7 protein-coding genes are annotated in these 12,413 nt (G+C 58.2%); 2 read left to right on the top strand and 5 right to left on the bottom strand.

Going from position 1 to position 12,413, the window contains the following annotated elements; all coding sequences use genetic code 11:
• Positions 1-187: 187 nt before the first annotated feature.
• Both KFE13_RS04025 and glmU read right to left on the bottom strand, forming a co-directional pair.
• Positions 188-1,267 carry an HD domain-containing phosphohydrolase gene (locus KFE13_RS04025; protein WP_260705893.1) on the bottom strand — a complete coding sequence of 360 codons (1,080 nt, stop codon included), beginning with the start codon at positions 1,265-1,267 and terminating at the stop codon, positions 188-190.
• 117 nt (positions 1,268-1,384) lie between these two features.
• A complete protein-coding gene (glmU, locus tag KFE13_RS04020) occupies positions 1,385-2,806 on the bottom strand; it encodes a bifunctional UDP-N-acetylglucosamine diphosphorylase/glucosamine-1-phosphate N-acetyltransferase GlmU (RefSeq protein ID WP_260705892.1) in 1,422 nt (473 codons plus the stop codon).
• A 250-nt stretch (positions 2,807-3,056) separates the two neighbouring features.
• On the opposite strand from glmU, the gene KFE13_RS04015 reads away from it, so the two are divergent.
• Positions 3,057-4,682: a capsule assembly Wzi family protein gene (locus KFE13_RS04015; protein ID WP_260705891.1), complete on the top strand. Its 1,626-nt coding sequence runs from the start codon at positions 3,057-3,059 to the stop codon at positions 4,680-4,682.
• A 549-nt stretch (positions 4,683-5,231) separates the two neighbouring features.
• Here KFE13_RS04015 and KFE13_RS04010 read toward each other — a convergent pair.
• The 3 genes from KFE13_RS04010 to KFE13_RS04000 all read right to left on the bottom strand — a co-directional run bounded on the left by KFE13_RS04010 (position 5,232) and on the right by KFE13_RS04000 (position 10,906).
• On the bottom strand, positions 5,232-6,740 hold the full coding sequence (locus tag KFE13_RS04010; protein WP_260705890.1) for a M16 family metallopeptidase: 1,509 nt from the start codon (positions 6,738-6,740) through the stop codon (positions 5,232-5,234).
• Positions 6,737-8,269 carry a M16 family metallopeptidase gene (locus tag KFE13_RS04005; RefSeq protein ID WP_260705889.1) on the bottom strand — a complete coding sequence of 511 codons (1,533 nt, stop codon included), beginning with the start codon at positions 8,267-8,269 and terminating at the stop codon, positions 6,737-6,739. Before KFE13_RS04005 ends, KFE13_RS04010 begins: the two co-directional genes overlap by 4 nt.
• Before the next feature lie 201 nt (positions 8,270-8,470).
• A complete protein-coding gene (locus tag KFE13_RS04000; protein WP_260705888.1) occupies positions 8,471-10,906 on the bottom strand; it encodes a glycoside hydrolase family 2 protein in 2,436 nt (811 codons plus the stop codon).
• A 323-nt stretch (positions 10,907-11,229) separates the two neighbouring features.
• On the opposite strand from KFE13_RS04000, the gene KFE13_RS03995 reads away from it, so the two are divergent.
• On the top strand, positions 11,230-12,402 hold the full coding sequence (locus tag KFE13_RS03995) for an ROK family protein (RefSeq protein WP_260705887.1): 1,173 nt from the start codon (positions 11,230-11,232) through the stop codon (positions 12,400-12,402).
• Positions 12,403-12,413 lie beyond the last annotated feature (11 nt).

Below are 12,413 nucleotides of genomic sequence, written 5' to 3'. Positions count from 1 at the left end.
AAGAAAATGCGGAGAGACTCTTCGACTTTGCTCAAGGGAGGCTCTGGAGCTGTGTCCATTGCTCTGAAGCTGTGTCCATTAACGAGGCGGTTCGTGGTGGCTGGATTTCGATATCCAATTGACTACGCTTAGGGCGGACTTTGTAGCCCGTGCTTTTGGCTAACGGTATGGGGGCGCGTTCGAAGAGTTACAGCGTGCTGAAGGCGGCGAAGCCGGGTTGTGTGGAGCGTTCGCGGAGGCTGATCCAGGATTCGTCGGGGATGTTGAGGAAGACGCGGACGATGGAGGGGTCGAACTGTGCTCCGGAGCAGCGTGCGATTTCGGCGCGTGCGGAGGCGATGCTTGAGGCTTTGCGGTAGGGGCGGTCGGAGGTCATGGCGTCGAGTGCATCGGCGATGGCAAAGATACGCGCGCCGAGAGGAATCTGGTCGCCTTTGAGGCCGCGCGGGTAGCCGGTGCCGTCGTAGCACTCCTGGTGTGCATAGACGATTTCGGCGGATTCGCTGAGGAAGGGAATCTTGCGGACGATCTCGTAGCCGCTCTGGCAGTGCTGGCGCATGATGGCCATCTCGTCCGGGTTGAGGCGGCCGGGTTTGAGGAGGATGGCATCGGGTGTGGCGATTTTGCCGATGTCGTGGAGGAAGGCCCCGCGTGCGATGATGCGGAGCTGTTGCTCGTTGATGCCGACGGCGCGCGCGAGGGAGACCGTGTAGGCGGTGACGCGGCGTGAGTGTCCTTCGGTTTCTTCGTCGCGAAGGTCGAGTGCGGCGCCCATGGCCTCGATGGTGATGTCATAGCTGCGTTCGAGGTCCTGCATGGTGGAGCGAAGCTTGCCGGTACGTGCGGAGATGATCTCTTCGAGGTGCTGGCGGTAGGCCAGGTTCTGGCGGAGGTTGCGGTGGTGCTCGACGGCCCGTGCTACGGCGCTTTCAAGCTGCGTGTGTTCGAAGGGCTTCAACAGATAATCGAAGGCCCCGCGGCGGAAGGCATCGGTTGCGACGTGCACATCGTGGACGGCGGTGAACATGACGACGGGAAGTCCGGGGTGATCGGTAGCAATGCGATCGAGCAGAGCGAGACCGTCGGTGCCGGGCATGTTGATGTCGGAGAGAACGGCGGAGCAGGTGGGGTCCTGGCTGAGCATCTCAATAGCTTCGTCGGCGTTGCGCGCTGTGGCCGCAGCGTATCCGCTGTTTTCGAGCAGCGTGGCAACGACACCACGGATGGCGGCTTCATCGTCCACTACAAGGATTCGTTCCTGCAGCATGCGATTGAGTGGCCCTCCGGCGCCGTTGCGCTCGATTCTTAGAGAGTTATCGACACGGGCGTGGGGAGGCTTTAGAGAACTCTGCCGAGTGGCTGTGATGCACTGACAAATGCGTGGCTATTTTTTTGCGGTATTCTGCTTTGCTTTTTTGGCGGCGACCCAGCCGGGCTTGGTGACCTGACGTGCGCGTCCGAGGGCGAGAGCACCGGAGGGAACATCTTCCGTGATGGAACTGCCCGCTGCGATGTAGGCGCCGGATTCGATGGTGACGGGTGCGACGAGTGTGGAGTCGGAGCCGACGAAGACGTTGTCGCCGATGGTGGTCTGGTGTTTGTTGACGCCGTCGTAGTTGCAGGTGATGGCTCCTGCACCGACGTTGACGTTGGAGCCGATGACGGCGTCGCCAAGGTAGTTGAGATGATTTGCTTTGGAGCCTGCGCCGAGGGTGACTTTTTTGGTTTCGACGAAGTTGCCGACATGGGCGGCTTCGCCGATGCGGCTGTCGGGGCGGAGATGCGAGTAGGGGCCGATGATGGCGGCATTGGCGATGGTGGAGGAGTCCATGATGCAGCCGTTGCGGATGGTGACGTTGTCGCCGATGGAGGAGTTCTGAATGACGGAGTAGGAGCGGATGCGGCAGTCGGAGCCGATGCGGGTTTTGCCGAGGAGCTGGACGAAGGGCTCGAGGATGGTATCGGCGCCGACTTCGACCTCGGAGTCGATGACGCAGGTGTCGGGGCGGAAGATGGTGACGCCGGAGGCCATGAGGCGTCGTGCGGTGGCGAGGCGCATGGCTGCGTCGAGGTGCATCATCTCGGCGATGGTGTTAGCGCCGAGGACTTCATCGACGGAGTCGGCTTTGACGGCAACGACGCGCTGCCCATCGGCGACGAGCATGCCGGCGACGTCGGTGAGGTAGAACTCGCCGTGCGCGTTGTTGGTGTCGAGCTTGTCGAGCTTGTCGAAAAGCGCAGCGGTGCGGAAACAGTAGATGCCGGAGTTGATCTCGGGTGTTGCGAGCTGGTCGGGCTTGAGGGATTTTTGTTCGACGATGGCGGTGACGTCGGGTTTGTCGGGGCTGGCGCGAAGAATGCGGCCGTAGCCGGTGGGGTCGGAGGGAACGGCGGTGAGGATGGTCATCGCGGCATGTTCGCGGAGGTGAACGTCGGCGATGGAGGCGATCGTCTCGGGACGGATGAGTGGCACATCGCCGGAAAGGACGAGGAGGTTCTCTGGGATGGGCTGGCCGGAGAGTGCGAAGAAGGCCTTGACCATCTGCAGGGCGTGGCCGGTGCCGCGCTGCTCGGGTTGAAGGACGAACTGAACGCCGGTGGATTCGACGGCTGCGCGGACGCTGTCGGCTTCGTGGCCGATGATGCAGTAGATACGATTGGCGGGGACAATTTTCTCAGCAGCAGCAATGACGTGGAGGAGAAGAGCGCGTCCACCGATCTCGTGCAGAACCTTGGGGCGCTTGCTCTTGAGGCGTGTGCCTTTGCCGGCGGCCATGATGGCGATGGCGAGTTGCGGAGTATCCATGTGTGGTTATCTTCTCACGCAGGCGCTTGTTTTTGGCGGATGGTGGTGCAGGGAACGTCATCCAGTGTGCCCTAAAGATAGTCTCGGGTGAAGTTTGGCCGATGTTACGGTTGAAGCAGGTGCTTGTGCGAGAGCGCCGTCCCTGTTTCTTTTGATGCGTCCCATGAGAATTTCTTTACTTGTTTGCGCGGCAGCTTTGCTGGGCTCGGCGTTTGTTGAATGCCAGGCACAGAGCGTCGGTTGCAAAGATATGCTGGTTATCCAGAGCCGTTTTGTTCCGTTGCAGGGATCGACGTATGTGCCGGTGGATAGCTGGATCTATCCGGCGGTGGATCGGTTGCGGGGGCTTGGATACATCGATACGGCGTATATGGGGATGCGTCCATGGACGCGGATGAGCATTGTGAACATGCTCACGGAGACGGCGGACAAAATTTCGAATACGGATGACGACAGCGAGGCGTGCGGAATATTTCATGCGCTTGAGCGTGAGATGGCGCCTGATGTGGATCAGATGAATGATCCGCACACGCCACATACGGTGTTGGAGAGTGTGTATACGCGTGCGCTGGGCATTGCGGGAACTCCGCTGCGCGACAGTTTTCATCTTGGGCAGACGATCGTCAACGATTATGGACGGCCCTATGCGGAGGGCTTCAACAATGTCACCGGTTTGAGTGCGCGGGCGCAGAGCGGGAGGTTTTCACTTTACTTCCGCGGAGAGTATCAGCATGCTCCGGGGACAAGTGGCTATTCGACTGGTTTGAGTCACCAGCTATCGAATATTGATCTGGTACCTTTCTCCAGCAATGTCAGCCAAGCGACGATTCCTATGGGACCGATTGCGTCGGCGAATGATTTCAGGATCGTTGAAGCGAATGTCTCCTACCTGCTGCTGAACCATGAGATTTCGTTTGGCAAGAGCGATCATTGGCTTGGACCAGGGCAGGGAGGCAGTTTTGCATGGAGCAACAATGCGGAGAATATCTATGCGTTTCAGATCGACCGCGTTGAGCCGCTCTACGTACCGCTGCTTTCCAAGGTGACGGGGCCATTCCGATATCAGTTTTTTGTGGGCAGTTTGAAGGGGCATACGGCACCGAATGCTCCGTGGATTCATGCGGAGAAAGTGAGCTTCAAGCCTACGGAAAATCTTGAGATGGGCTTTGAGCGGTCGGTGATCTGGGGCGGCGAGGGACATGTCCCGATTACGATTCACAGCTTTCTGAAAAGCTTCTTCAGCTTTCAGAATGTGACTCTTGAAGAGAAGGAATCGCGAGACGATCCGGGGGCGCGCTTTGGAAGCTTTGATTTTTCGTATCGGCTGCCGTTTGTACGGAATTGGCTGACGGTGTATTCGGATTCGTTCGCGCATGACGATGTCAGCCCGATCAGTGCTCCGCGGCGGGCTGCTGTCCGTCCGGGGATCTATCTATCGCATTTTCCTGGATTGAAGCAGATGGATTTTCGCGTTGAGGGAATTAGTACCGATCCTCCAACAAGTCGTAGTAATGGCGGAGGATTTCTTTACGCGGAGTATATCCAGAAGCAGGGATATACGAATAAGGGTTACATCCTGGGCGATTGGATTGGACGCGAGTCGATGGGCGGGCAGGCCTGGCTGACCTATCATCTTTCGCCGAGTGAGCAGGTGCAGGTTTCGTATCGTGGCGCGAAGGCTGCGAAGGATTTTATTCCTGGTGGCACGACGCAGAATAGCTTTCAGGTGTCGGTGGTAAAGCGGGTCAAACGTGATTTTGAAGTGCGCGGCTGGCTGCAGTATGAGCGGTGGAAGGCTCCGATTTATAAGCCTGGAGCGCAGAGCGATACCAGCGCGGCGTTCCAGATAACGTGGATGCCGGAGCGATGGAAGTAGTTGGCGTAGAGATACAAAACGAATGTTGACATAGCGAAGGGGCGATCTCTCTTGCGAGAAGATCGCCCCCGGCTTGTCCGATTCTCGAAGATCCGGTTCGGATCACCGAATCGCAGTCTCCTGAACCCTCAGACTTCCTCAGGCCTTGCGGGTTGCCCCGCGCTTCCTGTGCGCGTCTGCTGCCTCATTCCTCTGCAAGAGCTTGTCTGGTTCCATCCACATCATCCCAGTTGCCTGAGCGCTGCGTGAGTCTCGTTGCCGATCCTCTTGATGACCCCTTCTTATACTCTCTCCTTCTGAAGGATTGCTCCTCCGTTGGTTTGAAATCTACGCCTATCCGGCGTGAATGCAAGAGGGAAAAAGCCTGTTTTTATGTGGAAATATGCGGTGTTTTGTGGGAATGCGGGAGATGTATTGCAGCGTATGAGTTTACGAGTAGCGGAGCTTGTGGATAGATTGCGAAAGTTGAACCAATGATGATGCAGCGAGCAGGAAATGCGGTTTCGAGGAACGCGATCATTTCCTGACTCGCTATCTTAGCGGTGGGTTCTACTGACCGGGTTTGCCCGGTGGTGGTGGAATGGCGATGTCGAGGTCGGTAACTTTGCCGAGCTCGGAGAGAGGCGGCTTGATCTCGGGCTGATTGCCGACGACGACGATTCCCAGTTTGGATGGGTCGACGTACTTGTTGGCTACGCGGGAGATGTCGGCTGCGGTGACCTGTTCGATGGCACTCTTATATTTTTCGAGGAAGTCGGAAGGGTAGCCGTAGAAGGCAAGCGTTACCTGCTCGCCGAGCGTTTTCTCGGGCGAGTCATAGTTGAAGATGAAGGAGTTCAGCAGCTGGTCTTTGGCCTTGGCAAGCTCTGCCGCGGTGGGTGGCACCGTCTTGAGGCGGTTAACCTCGTCGAGCATCGCCTTGGTGGCAGCGACTGTTGAAGAGCTTTTAGTGCCAGCGATGACGTAAAAGATGCCGGGATGGTCGTAGGACGCGCCGAAGCTGCCGTCGACGGAGTAAGCGAGGCCGAGCTTCGTGCGGACGTTCTGCACGACGCGCGAGCCGAAGCCTCCGGAGAAGATCTGGTTCATCACGCTGAGGGCGTAGTAGTCGGGATTGGAGCGTTCGGTGCCGAGGCCGACGATGAGGACGTTGGACTGGTTGACGTCGTCCTTATTGGCGAAGCGGACACCAGGGGTGGGATCGGCGAACGTGAATTTTTCAGCACCGATGACCTGTCCGCGAGGAAGTGGGTCGAAGGCTGCGCGCAGCTTGCGCTCCATCTCGGAGGAATTGAAGTCGCCGGAGACGGAGAGGATCATGCCGTTGGGAACAACGGTACGATCGTGCCATGCCTTGAAGTCGTCGAGCGTAACGGCAGCGATGGTTGCGTATTGCGGCCTGCGGGCATAAGGGCTGGTTGGGCCGTAGACAAGCTTGATGGCTTCGCGGATGGCGATGCCGCTGGCGTCGTCGTTCTGTCGTGCGATACCGGCATCCAGCTGGCGCTTCGCGAGAGCGAGTTTGTCGGCCTTGAAGGCTGGGTGGAGAAGGAGATCGACGGCAGAGGCGAAGACGGAGTCGAAGTCGGATTTGAAGCTGGACCAGCGGAGAGAGGTGCTGGCCTGGCCGCCGGAGGTTTCGATGCGAGCAGCCTTGAGCTCAAGCTGATCGTCGAGTTTGTCTCCGCTGATAGCCGAGGTGCCGCTGGTGCGCCAGGTCTGGCCGTACATGGAGACGAGTCCAACTTTGTCGGCGGGCTCATCGCGGCTGCCTCCGCGAATGAGAATGGAGCCGTTGATGAAGGGAAGCTCGTGGTCCTCCTGAAGGAAGATGACCATGCCGTTCGCGAGCTCGACGCGCTTGGGCTGCTCAGGCTTGAAGGCGTGTAGCGGTGGAATCGGAATCTTCTTCCAGGGCTGAGCAGGCGCGCTGGCTGTTGCGGCGGGCTTCGCGGGTGCTGCTGAGGTGGCCTGCGCAGCGGCGATGGAAGGCGTCACGATGGCGGCGATAAGTGCAGTGGAGAAAGCTAGCTGATAACGATTCATGAGATGGTTCACTCGGCGCCTCCCTGGCTGTCTTTGGAAGGCTTCTGCGGCGCGACGTATTCAATACGGGCACTGGTGCGGTTGCTTTCGACGAAGATCTTGTTGGCGACGCGGCGAATGTCGGCTTTACTGACGGCATTGATCTTGTCGAGGTCGCGGAAGAGCTGGCGCCAGTCGCCGTAGCGGGTCTGGTATTCGGCGAGCTGGTGGGCAAGTCCATCGTTGTCAGCGAGGCCACGAAGCAGGTCGGCGCGGGCGCGTGTTTTGAAGCGAGTGAGCTCGTCGTCGGTGACGTCTTCGGATTTGAGACGGTCAAGCTCTTTATGGATGGAAGCGCTGATTTCATCGGGTGTATGGCCGGGCAACGGAACGGCGTAGAAGGCGAAGAGGCCGGGGAATTTATAGCCGGGGAAGCCGGAGAAGCCTTCAGCCGTAGCCGCGATGCGCTGATCGCGAACGAGTGAGCGGTAGAGGCGCGCGGTGCGGCCGTTGGAGAAGATGTCGGTGATGGCATCGTAGACGGAGTCGTCGGGGTCGCGGTAGTCGGGGCGGTGGTAGCCCTCGATGTAAAAGGGCTGCGTGGCTTCGCGGATGACGACGGACTTTTCGGCGAACTGAGGTGGCTCGACGGTTGTCATCGGAATGGGCTTAGGGCCGGCTGGTATGGGCGCGAAGTATTTCTCAAGGACGGGCATTGTTTCGGAGGCCTTGAGGTCGCCGACGACTGCGATGACGATATTCGAGGGGACGTAATACTTTTTGTGGAAGGCTTCGGCTTCGGTGGCGGAGACTTGCGAGATTTCGCTCTCCCAGCCTACGCCGGAGCGGCCATAGGGATGGGCGACGTAAGCAGTGGCGAGGAACTGCTCGACCATGCGGCCGACGGGGGAGGAGTCGATGCGCATGCGGCGCTCCTCCTGGACGACGTCGCGCTCTTTGTAGAACTCGCGCTGCACGGGGTGACTGATGCGCTGGCTTTCAAGATAGGCCCAGAGCTCCAGCCGGTTGGAGGGCATGGACCAGAAGTATTGTGTTGAGTCTTCGCCGGTGGAGGCGTTGATGTCGACAGCGCCATTCTGCTCGGCGATCTCAGAGAACTGATTGGGGATGACGTATTTCTGCGCGGCTTCTTGTGCGTCTTCGAATGCTTTTTTGAGAGAGGCGAGTTTTTGTGCGTCCTGGCCAACGCGCTTGCGGTACTCGTCGTCGTAGGCGGCGTAGGCCTGCTCGACCTTGGCGAGCGCAATTTTTTCAGCAGGATAGTTTGTGGTTCCGATCTGTTGCGAGCCCTTAAAGGCCATGTGCTCGAACATATGAGCGAGGCCGCTGTCGCCGAGCGGGTCGTCGGCAGAGCCTGCATCGACGAGGGTGTAGAAGCTGAAGACCGGGGCTTCGGGGCGTTCGCAGACGATAAGCGTCAGCCCGTTGGGAAGCACTTTGACGTGGGTTCGCTTTTCGAAGCTTGCGAGATCCTGCGCATGTGCGGCGCAGGCTGCAAGACCGAGTGAGAGAGCTGCTGTTAGTACACGTCGAAGACGCACGGAACTACCTCCAAAGAACGACAACTGCCGGAAAACTTACTATACCTGACTTGAACGTGAGGCTATGGCCGGATGAAATAGTGCAGATGTGAGTGCAAAAGAAAATCCTCCCGGAGATCGATGAGCTGATATTCCGGGAGGAGCAACGTAATTGTGGTTAGAAGAGGATGCGGCCGCCAATTTCAAAACATCTTCTACTGGCTATGTTCGCTTGATACCGAGCGCTGTCGTAGGTAGTCCGTTGCTGCTGACAGCTACCGAGACATCTCCGTTGCCGGTATGGCGGACTCCGATTCGGACGCGTCCATTCGCGGCTTCGACGACGCGTGATCCATCGGGTGTGCCCATGTTGTCCATCAATTTGCCGTCTCCAGCGACAGTGAACCTCACTCGATTGCGTGCATCGAGGCAGAGCGTACCATCCGCATCATGGAGCGTAGCCTCGATGATCGTTTTATCCGCTTCTCGATGAAGCTCGCGGAGTTTGAATGCAGCAGGAGGCTTCCACGCTTTAGTCTGATAGATGAATTCAATTTCATCTGTAACGGTGGTCGTACCGCGCTTAGCAACAACATGGAGTTTGTTCGTACCTTCGACAAATGGGGTCATCCAGCGCAGGCCGGCTGCAGGGAAGTCCTGGCTGTTGCGGTGGCGGATGCCAGCGGAGACGCCATTGACGAAGAGCTCCGCGGTCTCGCAGTTGGAGTACACCTTGACCATCTTCTGCTCACCTTCAGCTCCCCAGCGGATGGGCCATGAGTGACCGTAGATGTGTGCCATGGGCTGTTCGCTCCAATAGGACTGGAAGACGAAGTAGCCTTCTTTCTTCTGCATGTCGCGTGTGATGAGGCCCTTCTGATTGATACGGGGAACGGGGTTATCGACGCGGAGCGGCGTGGTGAAGTCTTTGAAGACCCACTGGGCGGAGCCTGCGAACCAGTCGAGGGTGTCCTGAACTTTGAGGTGCCAGTCGAAGAGATTGCAGGCATAGGTCTCGGACCAGTCACCGTCGCGCGAGACGCGAGCATCGCCGCCGGACTTGAGGTAAGCGAGGCCGCGCTCGTCGGTACCGTGGCCTGTGGCGACTGCGGCGAGAGCCTTGTCGGGATTTTCGGAGTGTCGGCCGGCGTGGCTGTCGGCTCCCCACTCAGCGTGAAAGAGATGCTTGACGCGCTCGCGTTGTGTCTCGAGGGATTTCTGGTATTCGGGATAGGTGCCGCTGTACCAACCGGCCCAGATCGATGGTGAATAGACGTCGGGGATATCGCGTGCGAAGTCGCAACGGCGAATAGTGGTCATGCGCGAAGGATCGAGCTGATGGCTGAGGTCGTTTAGTTCAGAAAGGTAAGCGCGAATTTTCTGCTGGTTCACCTCGGGGTATTCGGTGGGCCAGTCGTCCTCGTTGCCGAGTCCCCATAGCAGGACGCTGGGATGGTTATAGTGCTGCGTAATCATGTTGCGGAGTGTGCGACGTCCCATCTCCTGAAAGACTTCGCTGCCGATGCCGCCGCGGCACCAGGGAATCTCCTCCCAGACGAGGATGCCGAGCGAGTCGCAAAGCTCAAGGACGCGGCGGGACTGTTGATAATGCGCGAGGCGGATGAAATTGGCGCCCAATTCTTTGATGAGGTGCATCTCCTGCTCGATGAGGTCGTCGGGCATGGCCGCTGCGTAACCGGCGTGGTCTTCGTGTCGGTGGGTTCCGCGTAGCAAGAGGCGTTCCCCGTTGAGCTTGAAGGGACCATGGTCGACCCATTCCGTATGGCGGATTCCGAAGGTTTCATGCGAGGTGATTTCGCTGCCGGAGGTGCTGAGGGTTATGCGGCATTGATAGAGATGCGGTGTTGCAGGGCTCCATAACTTTGGCGAGCGGAGAGAGAAATTTGTGAGCGATTTGGTGCCCGTCCAGGGAGCTAAGGTTTGCTTTGCTGTGTGTACTGTGGTTCCGGCGGTATCCAGAATTTCTGTCGTAAGAGTTACGGTGTCAGTCGACTTGACGGGGTTGTAAAGCGTGGCGACGACTTCAATCTGCGCTGGCGACTTTGGCGAGGGCAGAGTTGTTTTGATGTGCACAGCCTCCAGCGAAACAACTGGGGCATAGACAAGATTGACGTGGCGATAGAGGCCGCCATAGAGCGTGAAGTCGCTAAGGTCTGACGGCATGCGGTCGAGATCGCGCGAGTTGTCGCAGAGGATAGCGACAGGAACTCCGTCAGCGGATTTTTTCTTTTTAGGATCGGGTGGAGGCGGAGGAGGAAGCTTGGCGACCGCTTCGGTGATATCGAAGACGAACTCGTCGTAGCCGCCGACGTGTTTGCCGATGAGGGTGTCACCGATGTAGATGGTGGTGTCCTGACCGGCTCCTTCGAAGTGGAGCAATGTGCGGCCGTTGGGATACGGATTGGCGATGGGAAGGTGCGTTCGGTACCAGCCATTGCCTCGGTAGCAGGCAGTATCGGGATCGCAACCATCGTAGGCGTTGAAGCAGTGCGGCATGGCGATGCTCTGCCAGGAGGCGATCTCCTGGCTGTGCCATACCTCCCACGGGCCACTCAAGGTTTCCTGCAGATATTCCCATCCATGAGAGAGGCGTTGTGTATTGTCGGGGTGAGCGGGATCGGCAGCGAGTCTCGCCAAAGAAGATCCGAGCGCGGAGCGCGTGAGGGCAGTTGCTGCGAAGGCAGCAGAGGCACTGCTGTGCTTAAGAAATTGCCGGCGTGAATACATGTTGGACCAGGCCTTGAAGATGATTGCCCCAGATGGGGCAGAAGTGCGCCGGCAGATAGGTTTGGTCACATTTAGTTCAAACCACTTACAAATGTCCGGCTGTGAGTGGTATAAAGACTCCTTCGCAGGGATGTCAAGCATCCGGTAAGGGACTGGATGAAGCTATAAACGATGGTGTAAAACGTCTCAACTGCTGTTTTTATGAGTTAGGAGCTTTGTCCGGAAGATTGTAGATGCCCACCCCTCCAACGCATGCCTTTACATTTACCCGGAAGCTGAGTGCGTCGAACAAGACGCCGAGGCAGATTAATCGCAGCCTCGTCTTCAACCTGATCCGGACACGCCAGCCTATCTCACGAGCCGATCTTGCTCGCGTATCCGGCCTGCAGCGAAGCACGATCTCGCTGATTGTCGAAGACCTGATTCGGGAGCGTTGGGTGCTGGATGGATCGACGGGCCGCCTGCCGCGTGGACGCCATCCAACTTTTCTGGAGCTGAACCAGCAGCGGGCGGTGATCGCACTGGATATTCATCCGGCACAGACGACGGTGGCTGTAACCGACCTGGGCGGCAAGATTGTTGCTCAGAATGTTGTGACGCTTCCGAACGATGCGAACAAGGGATTGACGCAGATTATCGCGGCGATTCGCAAACTGATCGCGAATCACTCGGATAAGTCTTTTGATGGTGTAGGGATCAGTCTGCCGGGGCGCGCAGACCGGCATCTGCAGAAATTGATTTTTGCGCCGAACCTCAACTGGCCACTCCAGAGCATCAAATCGAAGATCCATCGTGCGACAGGATTGCGCGTGGAGATGGATAACGTCGCCAATGCCTGCGCGCTATCTGAGGTTTGGTTTGGGGACAGCGATGGTCTGGAAGACATTGTCGTTGTGAACGTGTCGGAGGGAATCGGCACGGGCATCTTCTCGAACGGACGACTGCTGCGCGGAGCCAATGGGATGGCGGGCGAGTTCGGCCATATCGAGATGGTGCACGATGGCCGGCAGTGTGGCTGCGGTGGAAGAGGATGTTGGGAGACGGTCGCGTCGAACAGCGCCGGGCTGCGCTACTACGAGGAGATCAGTGGCAAGCGGGCTCCGGCTATGTTTGCGGCGCTCGTAAAGATGGCCCAGGCTGAAGACCAGGATGCCGTGACGGCGCTGGAGAAGATGTCGGTGTTTCTTGGGCGCGGTCTGCGCATGATTGCTTCGGCTCTGGCTCCGAGCGAAATCATTATCGTGGGCGATATCACCAGTGCCTGGCATATGTTCGGGCCGAAGATCGAAGCAGAGTTGAAACATAACGCTTTCTCAAAGGCACCGAGGCTACGGCCTTCCTTTGAAGGGAATACCGCGCGGCTGCGCAGTGCAGTCGCTCTTGTCATGAACCAGGATCTTGCCTGAACCGAAAGGAA

Source organism: Edaphobacter flagellatus, assembly GCF_025264665.1.
In the GTDB taxonomy this organism is placed as follows: Bacteria; Acidobacteriota; Terriglobia; order Terriglobales; family Acidobacteriaceae; genus Edaphobacter; species Edaphobacter flagellatus.
This window is presented reverse-complemented; position numbering and strand designations above follow the sequence as displayed.

What these genes read in the sequence shown, in the direction of transcription:
- KFE13_RS04015 (WP_260705891.1), top strand. Translation starts at nt 3,057, where the DNA reads ATGCTGGTTATCCAGAGCCGTTTTGTTCCGTTGCAGGGATCGACGTAT.
- KFE13_RS03995 (WP_260705887.1), top strand. Translation starts at nt 11,230, where the DNA reads ATGCCCACCCCTCCAACGCATGCCTTTACATTTACCCGGAAGCTGAGT.
- KFE13_RS04025 (WP_260705893.1), bottom strand. Translation starts at nt 1,267, where the DNA reads ATGCTGCAGGAACGAATCCTTGTAGTGGACGATGAAGCCGCCATCCGT.
- glmU (WP_260705892.1), bottom strand. Translation starts at nt 2,806, where the DNA reads ATGGATACTCCGCAACTCGCCATCGCCATCATGGCCGCCGGCAAAGGC.